Origin of the sequence: Streptomyces sp. NPDC046862, assembly GCF_040704615.1 — a bacterium.
Taxonomy (GTDB): Bacteria; Actinomycetota; Actinomycetes; order Streptomycetales; family Streptomycetaceae; genus Streptomyces.
This window is the reverse complement of the sequence record NZ_JBEYXP010000058.1, coordinates 59,947-81,086: the sequence shown is the minus strand read 5'-3', so window position 1 is coordinate 81,086 and position 21,140 is coordinate 59,947. Positions and strand designations below refer to the sequence as shown.

Here is a 21,140-nt window from a genome sequence, read left to right as displayed (position 1 = left end):
GCTGCTCCCGGCGCGGCCCGCGCCCGCCCCCCCGCCGCCGCTGGGGGGGCCGGGGGCGGGGCGCGGGCCCCCCCCCCCGGGGGGGGGGGGGGCGCCGCCCCCCCCCCCCCCGGGACGGGTAGGGGCGGCGGGGGCGCCCCCCCAGCGGCCCACCCAGCGCACGCACCCCACCCACGAGCCCCCGCAGCGCACCCCCCGACCGCCCCCAAAGCCCCGCCCGACACCCTGGGCGGGGCTTTTGACGGGAGCGATAATTGTCATGAACATGCTGAGTGATATTGAAGGCGCCCCCCTCCTCCGGGACAGTCGAAGCATCGATCAGGAGGGGAACATGACGATGCGAGCGGCAGTCGCCGGAGCCAGTGGATACGCGGGAGGCGAGCTTCTGCGCCTCCTGCTCGGGCACCCCGAGGTGGAGATCGGCACCCTCACCGGCAACACGAACGCGGGGCAGCGGCTCGGCTCGCTGCAGCCGCACCTGGGCCCGCTCGCCGAGCGCGAGCTGGCGCCCACCACCACCGAGGCGCTCGCCGGACACGACGTCGTGTTCCTCGCCCTGCCGCACGGCCAGTCGGCCGCCGTGGCCGAGGAGCTGGGCCCCGACGTGCTCGTCGTGGACTGCGGGGCGGACTTCCGCCTGGAGGACGCCGCCGCATGGGAGACGTTCTACGGTTCACCGCACGCCGGCACCTGGCCCTACGGCCTCCCCGAACTGCCGGGCCGCCGCCCCGAGTTGCGCAAGGCAACCCGCATCGCGGTGCCCGGCTGCTACCCCACCGCCGCCTCGCTCGCCCTCTTCCCGGCGTACGCGGAGCGGCTCGCCGAGCCGGAGGCCGTCGTCGTCGCGGCCTCCGGCACCTCCGGAGCGGGCAAGGCACCCAAGCCGCACCTGCTGGGCAGCGAGGTCATGGGCTCCATGTCCCCGTACGGGGTCGGCGGGAGCCACCGGCACACCCCCGAGATGGCGCAGAACCTCGGCGCCGCCGCGGGCGAGCCGGTCTCCGTCTCCTTCACCCCGACGCTGGCGCCCATGCCCCGCGGCATCCTCGCCACCTGCTCCGCCAAGGCCCGCCCCGGAGTCACCGCCGGAGACGTCAGGGCCGCGTACGAGAAGGCTTTCGCGGACGAGCCGTTCGCGCGGCTGCTGCCCGAGGGGCAGTGGCCGAACACCGCCGCCGTGTACGGCTCGAACGCCGCGCACGTCCAGGTCGCCCTCGACGACTCCGCCCGCCGGATCGTCGCGATCAGCGCCATCGACAACCTCACCAAGGGCACCGCGGGCGGTGCGGTGCAGAGCATGAACATCGCCCTCGGCCTCCCCGAGGAACTGGGTCTTTCCACGATCGGAGTCGCACCATGAGCGTCACCGCAGCAAGGGGATTCACGGCGGCGGGCCTCGCCGCCGGCATCAAACAGAACGGCAACCCCGACCTCGCCCTCGTCGTCAACGAGGGCCCGACGGCCGCCGCCGCGGGCGTCTTCACCGCCAACCGCGTCAAGGCCGCCCCCGTCCAGTGGTCCCGGCAGGTCCTCGCCGGCGGCACGGTCCGCTCCGTCGTCCTCAACTCCGGCGGCGCCAACGCCTGCACCGGACCCCAGGGCTTCGAGTCCACCTACGCCACCGCCCAGAAGGCCGCCGCACTGCTCGGCCACTCGGTCAGCGAGGTAGCCGTCTGCTCCACCGGACTCATCGGCGTCCAGCTCCCGATGGACAAGCTGCTGCCGGGCGTCGAGCGGGCCGTCGCCGCACGCTCCGCCACGGGCGGCGAGCGGGCCGCCGTGGCCATCAAGACCACCGACACCGTGCACAAGCAGTCCGTGTACGACGGCGAGGGCTGGACCCTGGGCGGCATGGCCAAGGGCGCCGGCATGCTCGCGCCGGGACTGGCCACCATGCTGGTCGTCCTCACCACCGACGCCGACGTGGACAGCGACACTCTCGACCGCGCCCTGCGCGCCGCCACCCGGACCACCTTCGACCGCGTCGACTCCGACGGCTGTATGTCCACCAACGACACCGTGCTCCTGCTCGCCTCGGGCGCCGCCGAAGTCACCCCGCCCTACGAGGAGTTCGCCGAGGCCGTACGCGCCGTCTGCGACGACCTCGCCCGCCAGCTGATCGGCGACGCCGAGGGGGCCAGCAAGGACATCCGCATCGAGGTCGTGGGCGCGGCCACCGAGGACGACGCCGTCGAGGTCGGCCGCACCATCGCCCGCAACAACCTCCTCAAGTGCGCCCTCCACGGAGAGGACCCCAACTGGGGCCGCGTCCTCTCAGCCATCGGCACCACGAACGCCGCCTTCGAGCCCGAGCAGTTGAACGTCGCCATCAACGGAGTCTGGGTCTGCAAGGGCGGCTCCGTGGGCGAGGACCGCGACCTGGTGGACATGCGGGGCCGCGAGGTCCGCATCACCGCCGACCTGAACGCGGGCGGCGACTCCGCCGTCATCTGGGCCAACGACCTCACCGCCGAGTACGTCCACGAGAACAGCGAGTACGCCTCATGAGCCTCCTCACCGATCTCACCCCGACCCTCCTGGCCGCCGAGCGCAAGCACACGGCCCTGCCCAAGGCGGACGTCCTCGTCGAGGCGCTGCCCTGGTTGGTGCGCCACCAGGGCAAGACCGTCGTCATCAAGTTCGGCGGCAACGCCATGGTGGACCAGGCCCTCAAGGCCGCCTTCGCGCAGGACATCCTCTTCCTGAAGCACGCCGGGCTGAAGCCGGTCGTCGTGCACGGCGGCGGCCCGCAGATCAGCAGACAGCTCGAACGCGTGGGCCTGGAGTCGGAGTTCACCGCCGGGCTGCGCGTCACCACCGACGAGACGATGGACGTCGTACGAATGGTGCTTGCCGGGCAGGTGCAGCGCGAGCTGGTCGGGCTGCTCAACGAGCACGGGCCGCACGCCGTCGGCATCACCGGCGAGGACGCCCGCCTGATGACCGCCGCCAAGGCCTACGCCCAGGTCGACGGACGGCCCGTGGACATCGGACGGGTCGGCGAGGTCGCCGGCGTGGACACCGGAGTCGTCCGGGACCTCCTCGACAACGGCCGGATCCCCGTCATCTCCTCCATCGCCCGCAGCGACGACGCCAAGGACGCGGCCGAGGGCGGCGTGTTCAACGTCAACGCCGACACCGCCGCCGGGGCCCTCGCCGCCGCGCTCGGCGCCGAGATGCTGCTGATCCTCACCGACGTCGAGGGCCTGTACGCGGACTGGCCGCACAGCGAGGACGTGATTCCCAAGCTCACCGCGGGCGAACTGGAGCGCCTGATCCCGACCCTGTCCAGCGGCATGATCCCCAAGATGCGCGGCTGCCTGAACGCCGTGAACGGCGGGGTCGGCACCGCCCGCGTGATCGACGGCCGGGTGCGCCACTCGGTGCTCCTGGAGATCTTCAGCGACGACGGCATCGGGACGATGGTCGTGCCCGACGAGCAGTCCTTCGAAGGAGCGGCGGCATGAACGGCGGGTCGGCCAAGGCGGGAGACCATACGGACCGTACGGACGCCATGACCTCCGAGGAGTGCACGGGCAACGAGACGCTCACCCGGCGCTGGCAGGGCGCCATGATGGACAACTTCGGAACCCCGCGGCTGCCCCTCGTGGCCGGCCAGGGCACGAGGGTGTGGGACGCCGACGGCAACGAGTACCTCGACTTCCTCGGCGGCATCGCGGTCAACTCCCTCGGCCACGCGCACCCCGCGATCCTGGAAGCGGTCTCCGGGCAGCTCGCCCGCCTCGGCCACGTCTCCAACTTCTTCGTCGCCGAACCGACCGTGACCCTCGCCGAGCGCCTCCTCGAACTCTCCGGCCGCAGTGGCCGCGTGTACTTCTCCAACTCGGGCGCCGAGGCCAACGAGGCCGCGTTCAAGATAGGCAGGCTCACCGGCCGCACCCGTGTCGTCTCCACGGCGGGCGGCTTCCACGGCCGCACCATGGGTGCCCTCGCGATGACCGGCCAGCCCGCCAAGCGCCGGCCCTTCCAACCGCTGCCCGGCTACGTCGACTTCGTCCCGTACGGCGACACGGAGGCCCTGCGCCGGGCGGTCGGCCACGAGACGGCCCTGGTGATCCTGGAACCCGTGCAGGGCGAGAACGGCGTGGTCGTGCCGCCGCCCGGCTATCTGCGCGCGGCCCGTGAGATCACCGCCGCGACCGGCACCCTGCTGGTCCTGGACGAGGTGCAGACGGGCATCGGGCGCACCGGCCACTGGTTCGCCGCGCAGGCCGAGGGCGTGGAGGCCGACGTGGTCACCCTCGCCAAGGGGCTCGGCGGCGGACTGCCGATCGGCGCCACACTCGCCTTCGGGGAGACCGCGCGGTTGCTCACCCCCGGCTCCCACGGCTCCACCTTCAGCGGCAACCCGGTCGTCTGCGCCGGCGCCCTCGCCGTCCTCGACACCATCGAGCGTGAGGGCCTCCTCGACCACGTCAAACGCGCGGGGGAGCGGCTGCGCCAGGGCATCGAGTCCCTCGGCCACCCCCTCGTCGACCGGGTGCGCGGCGCCGGGCTGCTCCTGGGCATGGTGCTCACCGAGCCCGCCGCCGCCCGGGTCCAGCAGTCGGCCCAGGAGGCGGGCCTGCTGGTCAACGCGGCCCAGCCCGACGTCGTACGCCTCACTCCGCCGCTCAACGTCTCCGACGACGAGCTGGACGTCTTCCTGGAGCGGCTGCCGGGCGTGCTCGGCTGACCGCCCCCGCACCACCGCACAAGGTACGCCGTTCCCTTCTTGCGGACACTGTTCGCAGCGGCGTACTGTGTTCTTCAGAGCGCACGGCGTGTTCAACTGCCCGGCTCCGCGTTCGAGAAATCAGTAGAAAAAACCGCGCAGTTGGTTTGTACTAGAGGTCCGCTGCCCCACCACCCACCGCTCGAAAGGTTTGAAATGGATCGTCACCCACGCCGCTGGCTCATCCTGATCGTGTTGTGCCTCAGCACCCTGGTGCTGGTCATCGACAACATGGTCCTCACCGTGGCGATCCCGACGATCGCCGAGGACCTGAAGGCAAGTGCCCAGGACCTCCAGTGGATCCTCGACTCCTACATGCTGGTCTTCGCCGGGCTGCTGCTGACCTCGGGAAGCCTCTCCGACAAGTTCGGCCGCCGGAAGGTCATGATCATCGGGCTCGCGCTGTTCGGCGCGGCCTCGGTGGTGGCGATGGAGGCCACCACGCCCGAGGCCCTGATCGCGGGCCGCGTCCTGATGGGCGTCGGCGGCGCGCTCGTCATGCCGAGCACCCTGTCCATCCTCATCACCGTCTTCGACGACGACGAGCGGCCCAAGGCGATCGCCGCCTGGAGCGCGGTCGCGATGGTCGGCCTCGTCGGCGGTCCCGTCCTCGGCGGCGCGCTGCTCGCCCACTTCTGGTGGGGCGTCGTCTTCCTGATCAACATCCCGATCGCGGCCCTGGCCATCGTCGCGGCGCTCATCCTGATGCCGGAGTCCAAGGGCCCCTGGCGCAAGGCCGACCCGGTCGGCATGGTGCTCTCCATGGTCGGTATGACCGCCCTGATCTGGACGATCATCGAACTGCCCAAGGGCGGCCTGGAGCACACGGGCACGCAGGTCTCGCTCGCCGTGACCCTGGTCAGCCTGATCGGTTTCGCCGTCTGGGAGACGCGCTCCAAGTCCCCCATGGTCCCGCTGTCCCTGTTCCGCAACCGCGTCTTCACCGGCGCCAGCTTCTCGCTCGTCCTGCTGACCCTCGCCAACGGCGGTCTGATGCTGGTGCTGACCCAGTACCTGCAGTTCGTCCTCGGCTACAGCGCCACCGAGGCCGGTCTGGCCTTCACCCCGCTGGCCGTCGCCACCCTCGCGTTCAACAGCATCGGTGCCGCCCTGCTCGCGAAGACCGGCAACCGGGCCATGGCGGTCGTGGGTCTGCTGGTCATCGCCTCCGGGTTCGGACTGCTGTCGCAGATGACCACCGAGAGCGGCTGGGGCGTCCTGGCCGGGGCGATGTGCCTGATGGGAGCGGGCAGCGGTCTGGCGATGCCGGCGGCGATGTCGGCCATGATGGGCGCCATCCCGGACGAGCACGCCGGTGTGGGCTCCGCGCTCAACGACACCATCCAGCAGGCCGGTGCCGCGCTCGGCGTCGCCATCCTCGGCGCCGTCCTGTCCAGCACCTTCACCGGCAACATGCCCTCCGACGCCTCGCAGACGGCCCGCACCTCCATCGGCGACGCGCTCGCGGTGGCCGGCTCCACCGGTGACAAGTCGCTGGTGGCCTCCGCCCACTCGGCCTTCACCGACGCGATGTCGGCGAGCTTCCTGGCCGGCGCGGCGGGTGTCGTCGCCGCCGCGGTCCTCGCGCTCTTCCTGATGCGGGACGGCAAGGGTGCGGAGCCGGTCACGACCGAGAAGGAGGTGGACGCGGTCCCGGCCCAGAAGCTCGCCGAGGTCGGCCACTGAGACCACGCCCCACGGGCCGGCCGGGCTCCCCGTACCCGGCCGGCCCGTAGGGCCCGCTCCCCGACGCCCGAGCCGCCCCCGAGGCTCGGGCGTCGGGCGTTTCCCTCCGGGGTGCGGCCGGGTGCGGGTACGTCGTGGCTGGTCGCGCAGTTCCCCGCGCCCCTTAAAAGCACGGGCGCGCCCGGCACCACAATGTGCCCCCCCCGCGCACGCCCGCCCCCACCGGCGCGCCCCCGACCCACGACAAACCGCAGGCGCCCAAGCCACAACGGAGCCGCAGCCACTCAACGACCCGCAGGGGGCGCCCCATCAGGGGCGCGGGGAACTGCGCGACCAGCCACAACGAACCCGCACCCGCCCACCGACAACAACCCGGCAGACGAGACCGCCCGACCCCGACCCGCCTCACCTCGTACGTACCCGAAGCGCGCCCGAGCCGCCACAGCCGGACAGCCCGTCAGCCGGCTGGGACCCTCCGGAAGCGGCCCGCGACGTGGAGGTCCGCCTCAATCAGAGCGACCGTGTCGCGCAGCTCCGGCAGAACATCCCGTACGCACTCCTCCGCCGTACGACGGCTGCTGTGCATGGCGACGTTCACGGCTGCCACCACCCGCCCCCCACCCTCTCGCACAGGAACGGCCACCGAGCGCAGCCCTTCCTCCAACTCGCCGTCCACCAGGGCGTATCCGTCGCGCCGTACGAGGTCCAGGGCTCCCGCCAGGTCATCGGCGGCCCGCTCCGGAAGGCCGGCCAGCATCACGCGGCCCAGCGACGTCGCGGAGGCCGGAAGCCGCGCTCCCACCGTGACGTTGGCGCTCAGGATGCGCGCCGTGGCCGCGCGGGCGACGTACTGGATCTCGTCGCCGACGAGGACCGCGAGGGACGCCGATTCGTACAGCCGCGCGGAGAGGGCGGTCAGGTGCGGCGCCGCGATCTCGGAGAGCGGCAGCATCGACAGCGGCGGGAAGCCCAGCCCCAGCACCCTCGGCGTGAGCCGGAAGACGCGGCCGTACGACTCCACGTACCCGAGGTGCTCCAGCGTGATCAGCGCACGCCGGGCCGTGGCCCGGGCGAGCCCCGTGGCCTGGGCGACATCCGTCAGCGTCAGCTCCGCCCTGCCCTCGCCGAACGACGTGATGACGGTCAGCCCCCGGGCCAGCGACTCGACGAACTCCCGGCCCAGTTCCTGCTTCGAGGCCCCGGTCCACGCCGCCAGCCCGGACGGGGCGACCGGCTTGCCGGCCGGGGACGGGGCATCGCGCAGCACGCGTTCCATCACGTCCACGGTCGCCCGCAGTCGCGGCAGCAGCACCTCACGCAGCGACCCGGCCGTGTGCCGGCTGGTGTGACTCACCACGCTGGCCACACAGGCGACACGTCCCGCGCCCGCGCCCACACCCAGGTCCCGGACCGGTACCGACACCGCCACCAGCCCCGGCTCGATCAACTGGTCGTCCAGCGCCCACCCGCGGGCCGCCGCCGACGCCACCCGCTCCTCGAACGCGTCGTACGCCCCGGAGCGCGGCGGCACCGCGGGAAAGCCGCGCCCCTCGGGGTCGGCCTCGCGCCGGGTACGCCACCGCGCCCACTCCGGTTCGTCCCACTCGGTGGCGAACAGGGAGCCCGGCGCGGTGCGTTCGGCGGGGAGGAGGTCGCCGATGCGGAAGCTGAGGGACATCGCGCGGCGCCGGGTGGCCTGGTGGATGAAACGGATGCCGTCCCGGTCCCCGACCGCCAGCGACACCGACTCGTCCAACTCGTCGGCCAGCGCGTCCGCGTGCGCGTCCAGCAGCCCCGGCAGCCGCAGGGCGGCCAGGTAGGCGTTGCCCAGCTCCATCAGGCGGGGAGCGAGCACCGCGTCCCGGCCGTCCAGCCGTACGTACCCCCGGCGTGCCAGCGTCGACGTGATCCGGTCGACCGTGGAACGCGCCAGCCCCGTGGCCTTCTCCAGCCCGCTGAGCGACGACACCCCGCCGGCCTCGGTGAGCCGCAGCAGCACGGTGATGCCCCGCATGAGGGGAGTGACCGCTTCGGGGGGCGCGTCGGAGCCGGCGTTCGGGAGCATGGGGTCACCGTAATGCGGGGTACGCGGGCGGTGCCCCTACTGCCGTGTCACGCGCACCCGGTGGTTCCCCTCCGGGTCGGTCGCCACGACCTTGATCGTGACCCCGGAGCGTGGGTCGCGGAAGGACTCACCGGGCACGAAGGCCGCGTCGGAGAGCTCCGACTGCACGTTGGGGCTGCGGGTGCAGCCGCCGCTGTCGCGCCGGGAGTCGTACACCCGCACCGGCCCGTTCCCCGTGTCGACGGTCGCGTCGACCTTGTAGACGAGGATGCCGGGACGGCACACGGAGGCGTCGTTGCCCCCGCGGACCCTCAGCTCCATCGCGTACCCGCTCCGGGCGTCGAGGGGCACGAACACCAGCTTGGCGCCGCCGCGCCGGGGCAGGGGGGTGAGCGTGTACTCGGTGGTGCCGGGCGCGGTCGCGCAGCTGACCTGCGCGTCGTCAAGCCAGCCCAGCTTCCACTTGTGCCAGCCGAGCAGGTCGTTGTCGACGCCCCAGTCCTCGCTCATGATGTCCCAGTGCCCGACCGCGCCCCCGCCGTCCTGGGTGTAGAGGTCGGGCAGCCCGAAGACATGGCCGTTCTCGTGAGGGAGTACGCGGTAACCCGTCTCGGAGTAACTGCCGGAGCCGTCGTCCTGGCGGCTGTAGACGAACGACGCGTTGGCGACCGGGACGCCGTCGGCGACGGGCGCCTCGCGGTTGCCCGCGAAGGTCACCGACAGGACGGTGTCCAGGGCGGAGGGCCCGGCGTTGGGGGTGACCAGCACGTTGAGCAGGTCGTACCGGCTGAAGTCCACGCGAGGGTCGGCCACGGCCACGAGGTCCTCGACCAGTTTGCGGTAGCCGGGGTCGAAGGGGGCGCCGCGCTCTATGCCGTACTCCTCGAACGACTTCGGCATGCGCAGCCAGTCCCCGATCGGGGCCTCGGGACGGTAGTCGAGCCTGCCGTACGAACTGGTGGCGAACCACGCGCGGGTCTGCGGGGCGAACTCCGCGAGGCGCTCCAGCGCGCTGCCCTCGCCGGGGGCGTCCGCGAAGTCGACCATCAGGTTCAGGGCACGGATGGTGCCGGTGGAGCGGGAGTAGCCGGGCCCGGTCGGGATGCCCTCCGACATCTGTACGGCGGACGGGCCGCTGATCCTGCAGGGGTTGAGCGTCGTGCGGCGGTCCAGTGAGGCGGAGCCGGCGGCTCTCGTGGGGTCCGGCACCAGATGCCCGGTGCCCGCGGAGGTGCTGACGGCGAGTGTGAGGGCGGTGACGGAGGCGAGCGCGGCGAGACGGCGGGGGCGTATGCGGTCGGGAGGTATCCCATTGGGGGGTATTCGGCCCGGGCGTGCGCGACCCGGGCGTATGCGCTCGGAGGGCGTGCGCTCGGGGGGTGTGCGACCGGAGCGGAGCCGGCCCAAGCGGAGCCGGCCCAAGCGGAGCCGGCCCAAGCGGAGGCGGCCGACGCGGAGGCGGCCGATCCGGATGCGGCCCGCGCGGAGACGGCCGATACGGAGGCGGCCGATGCGGAAACGACCGGCGCGTAGGTGACCGGCGGGCGTGCGGCGGCCCGGGCGCCGGAGGGCGGAGCGTGTCCAGCGGCTGGTCGGCTGCATGCAGGGACCTTTCGCTCCACGGCAGCCGCCGTCTCGGGCTGCACCCTTCCGATCACCCTGTGTCGCGAGTCGTGCGCTCGCGCGTTGGAAGAGGCCGTTCGTGTGCTTTTCGCGAGGAGAGGGTGTGACGGGCGTCACACGAAATTCCTGGAGGAGGCGAAATATCCGGGGAGCGTTTCCCCGTTTAGCCATGTGTCCGAGCGAAACGGGGAAACGCTCCCCGGATCGACGAGACGTAGCGCGAGACCCAGTGAAAGAACCTCACCAAGGAGTACGCCGTGCAGACCGCCACCCCCGCAGAGCGCAAGGTGTCCCGCCCGCGGGCCGACGCCCTGCGCAACCGGGAGCGGATCGTCACCGCCGCCCGGGAGATGTTCGTCGAGGACGGCCCCGAGGTGCCGCTGGACGAGATCGCCCGCCGGGCAGGCGTCGGCAACGCCACGGTGTACCGCAACTTCCCCGACCGGGAGGCACTCGTACGCGAGGTCGTCTGCTCGGTCATCGACCGTACGGCACAGGCGGGGGAGCTCGCGCTCGCCGAGACGGGCGACGCCTTCGAGGCGCTGTCCCGCTTCGTGCACGTCTCCGCCGAGGAGCGGATCAGCGCGCTGTGCCCCATGCTCTCCGCGGGCTTCGACAAGCAGCACCCGGATCTCGAGGCCGCGCGCGAGCGGTTCGAGCGGCTGGTCGAGGCGCTCATGGAGCGGGCCCGGGCGGCCGGGCAGCTCCGCGAGGACGTCGGCGTGGGTGACCTGATGGTCGCGGTCGCCCAGCTCAGCAGGCCCCCGGCCGGCGCCGCCTGCCTCAGCCTCGACCGCTTCGTCCACCGCCATCTGCAGCTGTTCCTGGACGGACTGCGGGCTCCGGCGCGGTCCGAACTGCCGGGGGTCCCGGCGACCATGGAGGATCTGCGGCAGCCCTGACGAGACGAGCCCCGATCGCCCGGACCGGTCCTGACCGATTAGTTCGGCGCACCAGCAGAGTCACCACTCACCGAGCCGCCGATCGCGGCTCACCGAGCCACAACGCGCAACAGGCGCAACAAGCGCAACAGGCGCAACAAGCTTGCGGCCGTCGCTGACAACGGGGTCAGCGCGACCCGCCGTTCCATCGCACACCTCGCACACCTCTCACATCGCAACCTCGCACACTTTTTTCCGTTACGAAGTCCCGAAGTGGGTACCCCCATGTCTGAAACAGCCCGGACCGCGGCCGCGAAGTCGGCACCGGCCCCCGACGCGGGCCGCTGGAAAGCCCTCGTCTTCATCGCGCTCGCCCAGCTGATGGTCGTCCTCGACGCGACCATCGTGAACATCGCCCTCCCGTCCGCCCAGCAGGACCTCGGCATCTCGGACGGCAACCGGCAGTGGGTCGTCACGGCCTACGCCCTCGCCTTCGGCGGCCTGCTCCTCTTCGGTGGCCGCATAGCCGACCTCTGGGGCCGCAAGCGGGCCTTCGTCGTCGGCCTGGGCGGCTTCGCCGCGGCCTCCGCGCTCGGTGGCGCCGCCACCAACGAGGCGATGATGTTCGGCGCCCGCGCACTCCAGGGCGCGTTCGGCGCACTGCTCGCGCCCGCCGCGCTCTCCCTCCTGGCCGTGATGTTCACCGACGCCAAGGAGCGCGCCAAGGCGTTCGGCATCTACGGTGCGATCGCCGGTGGTGGTGGCGCCGTCGGTCTGATCCTCGGCGGTTTCCTCACCGAGTACCTGGACTGGCGCTGGACGTTCTTCGTGAACATCCCGTTCGCGGTCGTGGCCGCGGCCGGCGCGTACTTCGTCATCCGTGAGCCCGAGGGCGGCCGCAACCGCTCGGCGCTCGACATCCCGGGCGTGATCCTGTCCACCCTCGGCCTGGTGAGCCTCGTCTACGGCTTCACCCGAGCCGAGTCCGAGGGCTGGGGCGACTCGCTGACGATCGGCATGTTCGTCACGTCCGCGGTCCTGCTGCTGACCTTCGTCGTCGTCGAGTCCAGGGTCAAGGCCCCGCTGCTGCCGCTCCGCGTGGTCACCGAGCGCAACCGCGGCGGCGTCTACCTCTCGCTCGGCCTCGCGATCATCGCGATGTTCGGCCTGTTCCTCTTCCTCACCTACTACCTGCAGATCGTGAAGGGGTACTCGCCGGTCAAGACGGGCTTCGCCTTCCTGCCGATGATCGCGGGCATGATCGTGGGCTCCACGCAGATCGGCACCCGGCTGATGATGCGGGTCCCGCCGCGCGCGCTGATGGCCCCCGGCTTCCTGGTGGCCGCGACCGGCATGCTGATCCTCACCCAGATGGAGATCGACTCGTCGTACGTCACGCTCCTGCTCCCGGCCCAGGTGCTGCTCGGCCTCGGTATGGGTACGGCGTTCATGCCGGCCATGTCCCTGGCCACGCTGGGCGTCGAGCCCCGTGACGCGGGTGTCGCCTCCGCCATGGTCAACACCTCGCAGCAGGTGGGCGGCGCGATCGGCACGGCCCTGCTGAACACCATCGCCGCGTCGGCCACCACCGCGTACGTCACGGACCACATCGGGGGAGCCGCCTCCAAGACCCAGCAGCAGCTGATCCAGCTGCAGGGCATGGTGCACGGCTACACCAACGCGATCTGGTTCGCGGTCGGCATCCTCGCCCTCGCGGCGGCGATCGCCTTCACCCTCGTCACCGCGGGCCGCCCGGGCACCTCACCCACCGGCTCGGACGAGACATCGGACGACGAGCTGATGGTCCCGGTGGTCGCCCACTGACCACGAGCACTTCGGGCACTTCCAGGGCCCGCCCCACACCCGGGGCGGGCCCGCGCCTGTTCGGGGGCGCCTCGAGGGGCGCCGGGAACCGCGCGGTTCAGGGGCGCGGGGGACTGTGCTGTTTCAGGGGCGCGGGGAACTGCCGACCAGCCACACACCACCCGCAGCTTCACACGGCGCTCGCCCACGCTTTCAGGGGCGGGCTGTACCGATGTGCGGTTGCGCCGCGTGGGCGCGAACAACCCACGCGGCCCGCAGCCAAAGAGCGCTCCCCGTAACCACGTGTCACCGCAACCACGTGTCACCGCAACCACGTGCCACCGCAACCACGTGTCACCGCAACCAAGGCAGGTCCGCCCCCACCTCCTTCGGCTGCAACCCCTCGGCCACGATCTGCATGATCTCGCCAAGGGCCTCCCGCTGCTCCGAGGACAGCCGGTCGAAGAGCGCCTGGCGCACGGCCTGCACATGCCCGGGCGCGTTCCGCGCCAGTACCTCGTGCCCGTGTTCCGTCAGCACCGCGAACTGCCCCCGCTTGTCGTCAGGACAGTCCTCGCGCCGCACCCAGCCGTTCTTCTCCAGGCGGGCCACCGCGTGGGACAGCCGCGAGCGCGTGATCTTGGCGCGCATCGCCAGCTCGGTCATCCGCAGCCGCCGACGCGACGCCTCGCTCAGCACCACGAGCAGGTGGTAGTAGACGTGCGGCATGCCCGCGTCACGCTGCAACTGCCGGTCGAGATGGTCCTCCAGCAGGGTCGAAGCGTGGACATACGCGCGCCATGTGCGCTGTTCCTCGTCGGTGAGCCAGCGGGGCTCTTCAGCGGGTGCCGTATTCATGTATCTACTGTACGAGGGTCCTCCTTGAAATTTGAACAAATGAGGCGTAACCTGACGGCATAGAACTTGATGATTCAACAACATCTTCAAGTCTGAAGGCCGGGCCCGCGCAACGCCGGTCCCGACCAGGTATGAGCCGTACGTCGTGGAGGGAGTCCCCGCATGTCCGCCGTCACCGAAGAGAACCCCACCGTGAGGCGGATGCCGGCCCTCTATCTGAGCCACGGCGCGCCGCCGCTCGCCGACGACCCGGTCTGGCCGGGTGAGCTGGCCGCCTGGTCGGCCGGTCTGCCGCGCCCCAAGGCGATCCTGATGGTCTCCGCGCACTGGGAGGAGGCCCCGCTGGCCCTCGGCGCCGTCGAGACCGTCCCTCTCGTCTACGACTTCTGGGGCTTCCCCGAGCACTACTACCGGGTGAAGTACGAGGCCCCCGGCGCACCCGAGCTCGCCGAGTCCGTACGCAAGCTGCTGCGCGCCCCCGGCATACCCGTGCAGGACATCCCGGACCGCGGCCTGGACCACGGCGCCTACGTGCCCCTGGTCGAGATGTTCCCCGAGGCCGACATCCCGGTGCTCCAGATCTCGATGCCGACCCTCGACCCCGTGAGGCTGATGGAGGTCGGCCGCAAGCTGGCGCCCCTGCGCGACGAGGGGGTCCTGATCGTCGGCTCCGGCTTCTTCACCCACAACCTGGCGGCCCTGCGACAGGGCGGCATCCCCTCCTGGTCCGTGGAGTTCGACGACTGGGGGCACCGCGCCCTGGAGGCCCGAGACTGGGACGCGCTCCTCGACTTCGGCCGCAAGTCCCCCTCCGGGCTGCTGGCCCACCCCCGCACCGAGCACTTCGCCCCACTCTTCGTCACGATGGGCGCGGCCGAGGCCTCCGGCGAACTGGACGCCCAGAAGTCGGTGATCGACGGCTTCTGGATGGGGCTGGCGAAGCGGTCGGTGCAGTTCGGGTAACGAGCCGTTCGTCGGATGGCGAGCCGGGTAAGAGGCTCGGGCCCGGGTAAGAGGCTCGGGCCCGGGTAAGGGGCTCGGGCAGGGATGGTCGCGTGCCCGCATGGCGGAGGGCGCCGCCGGCCCCGTACCCAGGAATCCTCTGTGAATCCGAGTCCCTGGCAACCTTCGGAAGGCGCGGTTCGTCTTCAGGTAGGGGAGAGCAAACGGGAAGCGGCGCTCTCCCGGCGTGAAGACGGCGGAATCGAAGGTGATCGGCGTCTCACGCGCGAAGTGGTTCCGGGGGCCTGTGAGGGCCTCGGTACCGGCCTCGCTCCCCGGCCTGACCTGCGGCGCCGTACTTTCTGGTGGCGTGCCTTCACCCAGTGTGGCCGGACAGGGTACTGCATGATCAGAAAAATTGAGGTGTGGGTTGGGAATTCTGTCCTGATTCCAGTCGTTGTTTCCTTCGGATGCCGGGCACCCGGGAGGGTGTCTCCAGCGTCACAGGACCATCCGCTAGCCCACCATCGCAAGGGAGCACGCATGGCAACCCGTGCCGTCGCCGCCCGTCGTACGTCCGCCACCGGCGGAGACGACGCGGCACTCAGCGTTCGCGCCTCGGGCGGCGAGATCGCCGACCGCGACCTGGTCGGCATGTACCTCGACGAGATCGCGCGTACGCCGCTGCTGGACGCTGCCAAGGAAGTAGAGCTGTCCCAGATCATCGAGGCGGGCGTGTTCGCGCGGCAGATCCTCGATGGTGAGGAGGAAGCCAGGGCGGATGCCAGCCGCGAGGAGCTCGAGTCCCTGTTCGACGAGGGCGAGCGCGCGAAGGACGTCTTCATCCGCTCGAACCTCCGGCTGGTCGTGGCCGTCGCCCGGCGTTACCCGCGCAGCGGCCTGCCCCTGCTGGACCTGATCCAGGAGGGCAACGCCGGCCTGGTGCGCGCGGTCGAGAAGTTCGACTACCGCAAGGGCTTCAAGTTCTCGACGTACGCCACCTGGTGGATCCGGCAGGCCATCACCCGGTCCATAGCGGACCAGTCGCGGACCATCCGGCTGCCCGTCCACCTGGTCGAGGAGCTGGGCCGCGTGCGCCGCGTGCAGCGCGAGTTCAACCGTGAGCACGGCCGCGACCCGGAGCCCGCCGAGATCGCCAAGGAGCTCGGCTCCACCCCCGAGCGTGTCTCGGACGTACTGGACTGGGCGCGCGACCCGGTCTCGCTCAACATGTCGGTGGACGACGAGGGCGAGACCCAGTTCGGCGACCTGCTGGAGGACACCTCCGCGGTCTCGCCCGAGCAGTCGGTGCTCACCCTGCTGCGCAGCGAGGGCCTCGACGAACTGATCGGGCGCCTCGACCAGCGCACAGCCTCCATCATCAAGATGCGGTACGGCATCGAGGACGGCCGCGAGCGCACGCTCACCGAGGTCGGCAAGGAGCACGGCCTCACCCGCGAGCGCATCCGCCAGATCGAGAAGCACGCGCTGCTCGAGCTGAAGAAGCTGGCGCGGGACACGGGATTCGACGCGGCAGCGTGACGCCACGGCGCGCGACTCCGCGGCGCGTCGCGTGGCGGGACGTCGCGCGGCCGGGCGTGACAGGACGGACTCCGCGATGGTGTGCGTGCCGGACCTCCGCGATGGTGCGCGCGCGGGGGCCGGTACGAGAGCTCGACGTGTCGCCCGCCGCCCCCGGGCGACACGCAGCGGTCATGTGAGTGTGCGGGCCACGGAGTTGGCCGTGTTCCGCCGCTTCAACACCGTCTTCCGCGGGCACAAGACCTCCGGGCCAGGAAACCACCAGGCCCGGAGCCGCAGGGCCCGGGACCCCGGAGGCCCGGCACACCAGCACGCACGCACAGCACGCGCCCCATACTCCGCACCCGGTATTCCGCACTAGGCACAGCGACCAGTACCAGTCACCAGTACGACCCACCGCTTACCAGTACGACCACCGCCCACGCGGCTCACGCCCGAGCGGTACCCAGAAGCCACGTCCCGACGCACTCCCCCCCCCCAGCGCCGGGACTCGCCCCGAGCCGGGCTTCGGCGCCTCCCCCCTGGCGCCGGAGCCCGGCTCCACTTCTCGCCACGGAGGGCGGGCCCGCCTCAGTGAGGGTGGGCCGGTCTCAGGGTGTCGTCCCGTCGCCCGCCGCCCGCGTCAGGCGGGCCCCCAGCTCCCGTACGATCGCGACCAGTTCCGGCGGTTCGTGCACCGTGAACTCGCAGCGGAGCATCGCCAGCCGCACGGCCAGCCACTCCAGGGAGCCGTCCGCGCCGGCCCGCAGCCGGCAGCTGTGCTCGTCCACCGGCTCGGGCGGCCCCATCCACTTCGGCAGCCGCGCCGCGACGGCCTCGGCGGGCGCCGCGAAGGTCACGTCGAGCGCGTGTGTCTCCTTCCCTCCGTACATCGACCGCCGCAGATACTCCGCCGCACTGCCCGTCGGCAGCTCGCGCGGCGCGAACCGCGCGCCCGTGGCGAAGGGATCGGTGACCCGGTCCACACGGAAGGTGCGCCAGTCGGCACGGTCCAGGTCGTACGCGACGAGGTACCAGCGGCGGCCGGTGGACACCAGCCGGTACGGCTCCGTCAGGCGCCGCGTCTCGGCGCCGTCCCCGGAGCGGTACGCGAACCGCAGCCGCTCCTGCCCGGCCACCGCCGAGGCCATCACCGTCAGCGTCTCGGGCGCCACGGTCGCCCCGTCGCCACTGGTCAGCGGGGTGGTCGCGGCCTGCAGGGTGGAGACACGACGGCGCAGGCGCGACGGCAGCACCTGCTCCAGCTTCGCGAGCGCCCGTACCGAGGCCTCGTCCACGCCCTCGACGGCGTGCCCCGCCCCGGCACGCAGCCCGACCGCGATCGCGACCGCCTCCTCGTCGTCGAGGACCAGCGGGGGCATGGCCTTCCCGGCCACCAGCCGGTAACCACCGTCGGAACCCTTGGTCGCCTGCACCGGATAGCCGAGCTCACGCAGCCGGTCGATGTCCCGCCGCACGGTACGGCGCGAGACGCCGAGCCGGCCGGCGAGCTCGCCGCCGGGCCATTCCCGAGGGGTCTGGAGGAGGGAGAGGAGCTGGAGCAGCCGGGCCGGAGTGTCGGTCGTCATGAGTGCGAGGATGCCGCAGATCTAGGACATGATCTGGCCTATACGGGATCTACCTTCGGGACATGACCTCAAGCGACCCGTTGCTCAACAGCTCCACCGACGTCCTGAAGGGGCGCGGGGAACTGCGTGCTCAGCCACCCACAACCCGCAGCCACGACACCCCGGTTACCCGGACGGCGCCAGAAACCGCTCAGCCGGCGGAGCGCAACCGCTGGGTCGCCCTCGCCATCGTCATGACCGCGGCCTTCATGGACCTGGTCGACGTCACGATCGTCAACATCGCGATCCCGTCGATCCAGCGGGACGCGGGCGCGACGTTCAGCCAGATCCAGTGGATCACCGCGGGGTACGCGCTCTCGTTCGCCGCCGGGCTCATCACCGGCGGACGGCTGGGCGACATCCACGGCCGCAAGCGGCTGTTCCTGATCGGTATCGCCGGCTTCACCCTCGCCTCGGCGCTGTGCGGCTTCGCCGCCAACCCGGAGATGCTGGTCGCCGCGCGCGTCCTGCAGGGCGCAACGGCCGCGCTGATGGTGCCGCAGGTGCTGTCGATCGTGCACGCCACCTTCCCGGCGCACGAGCGCGGCAAGGTCTTCGGGCTGTTCGGCGCGATCGTCGGCCTCGGCGCGGTCTCCGGTCCGCTGCTCGGCGCCCTGCTCACCGAGTGGAACCTCTTCGGCCTGGAGTGGCGCCCGATCTTCCTCATCAACCTCCCGGTCGGCATCGCGGCCCTGATCCTCGGCCGCCGGTTCATCACCGAGTCCAAGGCACCGCGGGCCCTGCGCCTGGACCTCGTGGGCGTCGCCCTGGTGACCCTCGGCCTGCTGATGCTGCTCTACCCGCTCACCCGCGGACGTGAGCTGCACTGGCCGCTGTGGGGGTACGGGTCGATGGCGGGCTCGGTGGTCGTGTTCGCGGTGCTGGTGGCGTACGAGAAGCGGAAGGCCCGGATCGACGGCTCGCCGCTCATCGAGCTGTCCCTGTTCCGGGTGAAGAGCTTCGCGGCGGGCATCGCCGTCCAAACGGTCTTCGGTGTCGGCCTCGGCATCTTCTTCCTGGTCTGGACGCTGTACATGCAGATCGGCCTGGGCTGGAGCGCGCTGAAGGCGGGGCTGACCGGTGTGCCGTTCTCGATCGCCGTTTCGGTGGCCGCCGGCGTCTCGGTCCAGCAGCTCGTCCCTCGCTTCGGCCGCAAGGTCCTGCAGGCCGGCGCGCTGGTGATGGCGGCCGGTGTGCTCCTCTACCTCTGGGAGTCCGAGCGGTACGGCCTGTCGATCGCTCCCTGGCAGATGGCGCTCCCGCTGGTCGTGATGGGCGTCGGCATGGGCCTGATCGTGGCCCCGCTGACCGACGCGATCCTCGCGGAGGTCCCGCGGGAGCACGCGGGCTCCGCGTCCGGCCTGATCAACACGGTCCAGCAGATGGGGAACGCGCTGGGTCTGGGCCTTGTGTCCGTGGTCTTCTTCGGGACCATGGACGACCGGCTCGCGTCGGCGCAGGCCGGGCCCGAGCAGGTCGGACCCGCCTTCGGACACGCCTTCCAGAACTCCCTCGGCTGGGTCGCGGCCGTCATGACGGCGATCTTCCTGCTGATGTTCGCCCTGCCGAAGCGGCCGACGCGACAGCCGGAGACGGAGCCGGCAGCGGAGCTGGAGACGGAAAGGGAAGCGGCAGCGAATTCGGCGCCGGCGCCGGCGCCGGAGCCGGCGCCGCAGCCGGAGCCGGTCGCTGGGGGCGGGGCGGCGTCGGGCGGGCGCGCACCGGAGCTCGTGCCCTGACCCCGGTGATACCGGCCTGACTCAACTGCCCGGCGGAAGGCGCCCGTTGCGCGCCCCGCCGGGCAGTGGCGTCGCGGTCCCGCCGGCGTTCGACAGCCACCCCATGTCAAGGGGGGAGACCGCAGCCCCGATTCGGGGGGCAGGCGCACTGATCTCACAGCGGGCCGCTGGCAGGGTCGTCCGTGAGGGATCGGCCCGCCCACGCGAGCCGGACCACGACCAGGGGGAGAAGAGTCATGATGCGCAAGCGCCTCGCCGCCGCGGTACTGCTCGCCGCCACGCTCACCGGGGCGTCCGCCTCAGTGGCGTCGGCTTCCGTGACGTCGGCCTCCGTGACGTCGGCCTCCGTGGCGTCGGCCCGCCAACCCGACCCCGTCCAGCGGCAGTTGGATCTGCTCGTCACCCGGGACGGGGTACCGGGCGCCCTCGCGTACGGCGGTGGGACGACGCGTACGGCCGGTGTCGCGGACCTGACGTCGGGCAGGCCGATGGTCGATGAGCGGGCCCGGTTCCGGATGGCCAGCAACACCAAGGCGTTCACCGCGGCGGCCGTGATGCGCCTGGTGGCGGACGGGCGCATACGACTCGACGCCCGCGCGGGCACCTACGTGCCCCAGCTCGCCGAACGTACCGTCACCGTACGGCAGTTGCTCAAGCAGACCAGCGGGCTGCCGGAGTACGCCACGCTGGTCGACTGGGGCCGGCCCGGCACGGACGAGGACTATCTGGCCCTCGCCCTGAAGAAGGAGCCCGCCTTCGAGCCCGGCACCGACTGGGGCTACTCCAACACCAACTACCTGGTGCTCGGCATGGTGATCGACAAGGTGTCGGGCACCGACTTCCGTACGTACATCGAGCGCACGATCCTGCGCCCACTGCGCCTGGACGACACCTACTGGCCCGCGCCCGGCGAGCTGGGCCTGCGCGGACCGCACGCCCGCAACTACGGCATCCACCCGGCACATCCACAGGACGGCCGGGTGGAGGTGACCGAGCTGCCGGGGTACGAGTTCGGCGCGTCCGGCGGGCTCGTCTCCACGCCCGGGGACCTCAACGCCTTCTGGGACGGCCTGTTCGGCGGCCGGCTCCTGCCCGGCTGGGCGGTGCGCCTGATGACGCGGGACACCACCGACGTCAGCGGCCGCGACGTCTACCCGGCGGGCAGCCGCTACGGCTACGGCGTCGCGTCGATCCCCCTCAGCTGCGGTGGCGTCTACTGGGGGCACGGCGGCGACCTTCCCGGCGACTCGGTGGGCGGCGGCCGGGCCACGGGCGGCCGCGGCACCGTGACCGTCTACACCACGACCTGGGCGGCCGAACACCCAAGCCTGGGCCACCTCCAGGGAGCGGTGGACGCGGCCCTGTGCGCCCACGGGCGCTAGTGCCGCGACAGGCAACGTTCGCCCCGTCGCGACGCCCGGCACGCTCCCCCACTGCCTGAAGGGCGTGGGAGGTGCCCCCACTCGCCGCACCGGGCACAAGCCCAAGTACATCCAGTACGAGGGCCTGCGCCCGGCACTCCCTCAGCCTCCGGCCGGGGGTCCCCCCGGAGCACGCACCGGACGCTGCTCCTTGACGGGCAAACGTCGCCTGCCGCGGCACTAGCCGCCGAGCACAGGGGTTCCGCTCGCCCTCCGATGCCCGTTTGTGTCTGACGTA

Annotated in this window: 15 protein-coding genes; 11 read left to right on the top strand and 4 right to left on the bottom strand. The window is 71.7% G+C overall.

The window, feature by feature from the left end:
- Window positions 1-331: 331 nt before the first annotated feature.
- The 5 genes from argC to AB0959_RS43440 all read left to right on the top strand — a co-directional run bounded on the left by argC (window position 332) and on the right by AB0959_RS43440 (window position 6,421).
- Window positions 332-1,360, top strand: coding sequence for an N-acetyl-gamma-glutamyl-phosphate reductase (gene argC / locus AB0959_RS43460; protein WP_366832383.1), 1,029 nt, complete (start codon window positions 332-334; stop codon window positions 1,358-1,360).
- Window positions 1,357-2,508, top strand: a complete 1,152-nt coding sequence (gene argJ, locus AB0959_RS43455; RefSeq protein ID WP_366832382.1) for a bifunctional glutamate N-acetyltransferase/amino-acid acetyltransferase ArgJ — start codon at window positions 1,357-1,359, stop codon at window positions 2,506-2,508. The genes argC and argJ overlap by 4 nt, the downstream gene beginning before the upstream one ends.
- The gene (gene argB / locus AB0959_RS43450; protein ID WP_366832381.1) at window positions 2,505-3,467 is read left to right on the top strand and encodes an acetylglutamate kinase; all 963 of its coding nucleotides are present in this window, start codon (window positions 2,505-2,507) and stop codon (window positions 3,465-3,467) included. The genes argJ and argB overlap by 4 nt, the downstream gene beginning before the upstream one ends.
- Before the next feature lie 47 nt (window positions 3,468-3,514).
- Complete coding sequence (locus AB0959_RS43445) at window positions 3,515-4,696, top strand: acetylornithine transaminase (protein WP_366832390.1); 1,182 nt, start codon at window positions 3,515-3,517, stop codon at window positions 4,694-4,696.
- Between the two features lie 195 nt (window positions 4,697-4,891).
- Complete coding sequence (locus AB0959_RS43440; RefSeq protein WP_366832380.1) at window positions 4,892-6,421, top strand: MFS transporter; 1,530 nt, start codon at window positions 4,892-4,894, stop codon at window positions 6,419-6,421.
- A 457-nt stretch (window positions 6,422-6,878) separates the two neighbouring features.
- Here AB0959_RS43440 and AB0959_RS43435 read toward each other — a convergent pair whose 3' ends face one another.
- Complete coding sequence (locus tag AB0959_RS43435) at window positions 6,879-8,486, bottom strand: IclR family transcriptional regulator C-terminal domain-containing protein (protein WP_366832379.1); 1,608 nt, start codon at window positions 8,484-8,486, stop codon at window positions 6,879-6,881.
- Window positions 8,487-8,522: 36 nt separating this feature from the next.
- Window positions 8,523-10,088, bottom strand: coding sequence for a M6 family metalloprotease domain-containing protein (locus AB0959_RS43430; RefSeq protein WP_366832378.1), 1,566 nt, complete (start codon window positions 10,086-10,088; stop codon window positions 8,523-8,525).
- Window positions 10,089-10,366: 278 nt separating this feature from the next.
- On the opposite strand from AB0959_RS43430, the gene AB0959_RS43425 reads away from it, so the two are divergent.
- Together AB0959_RS43425 and AB0959_RS43420 are read left to right on the top strand one after the other, a co-directional pair.
- Window positions 10,367-11,011 (top strand): helix-turn-helix domain-containing protein, encoded by a 645-nt coding sequence (locus AB0959_RS43425; protein ID WP_366832377.1) that lies wholly within the window; start codon window positions 10,367-10,369, stop codon window positions 11,009-11,011.
- A gap of 264 nt (window positions 11,012-11,275) precedes the next feature.
- Window positions 11,276-12,814, top strand: a complete 1,539-nt coding sequence (locus tag AB0959_RS43420; RefSeq protein ID WP_366832376.1) for an MFS transporter — start codon at window positions 11,276-11,278, stop codon at window positions 12,812-12,814.
- Between the two features lie 333 nt (window positions 12,815-13,147).
- On the opposite strand, the gene AB0959_RS43415 is transcribed toward AB0959_RS43420, so the two are convergent.
- Complete coding sequence (locus AB0959_RS43415) at window positions 13,148-13,651, bottom strand: MarR family transcriptional regulator (protein ID WP_366832375.1); 504 nt, start codon at window positions 13,649-13,651, stop codon at window positions 13,148-13,150.
- 162 nt (window positions 13,652-13,813) lie between these two features.
- Between AB0959_RS43415 and AB0959_RS43410 the strand changes: the two genes are divergently transcribed.
- Together AB0959_RS43410 and AB0959_RS43405 are read left to right on the top strand one after the other, a co-directional pair.
- Entirely contained in the window at window positions 13,814-14,614 is an 801-nt protein-coding gene (locus tag AB0959_RS43410) for a class III extradiol ring-cleavage dioxygenase (protein ID WP_366832374.1), read from the top strand.
- Window positions 14,615-15,136: 522 nt separating this feature from the next.
- The gene (locus tag AB0959_RS43405) at window positions 15,137-16,135 is read left to right on the top strand and encodes a sigma-70 family RNA polymerase sigma factor (protein WP_366832373.1); all 999 of its coding nucleotides are present in this window, start codon (window positions 15,137-15,139) and stop codon (window positions 16,133-16,135) included.
- A 590-nt stretch (window positions 16,136-16,725) separates the two neighbouring features.
- Here the strand turns inward: AB0959_RS43405 and AB0959_RS43400 are convergent.
- On the bottom strand, window positions 16,726-17,703 hold the full coding sequence (locus tag AB0959_RS43400) for a YafY family protein (RefSeq protein WP_366832372.1): 978 nt from the start codon (window positions 17,701-17,703) through the stop codon (window positions 16,726-16,728).
- 233 nt (window positions 17,704-17,936) lie between these two features.
- Here AB0959_RS43400 and AB0959_RS43395 point away from each other — a divergent pair, with 233 nt between their 5' ends.
- Window positions 17,937-19,481, top strand: coding sequence for an MFS transporter (locus AB0959_RS43395; protein ID WP_366832389.1), 1,545 nt, complete (start codon window positions 17,937-17,939; stop codon window positions 19,479-19,481).
- A gap of 236 nt (window positions 19,482-19,717) precedes the next feature.
- The gene (locus tag AB0959_RS43390) at window positions 19,718-20,863 is read left to right on the top strand and encodes a serine hydrolase domain-containing protein (protein ID WP_366832371.1); all 1,146 of its coding nucleotides are present in this window, start codon (window positions 19,718-19,720) and stop codon (window positions 20,861-20,863) included.
- Window positions 20,864-21,140 lie beyond the last annotated feature (277 nt).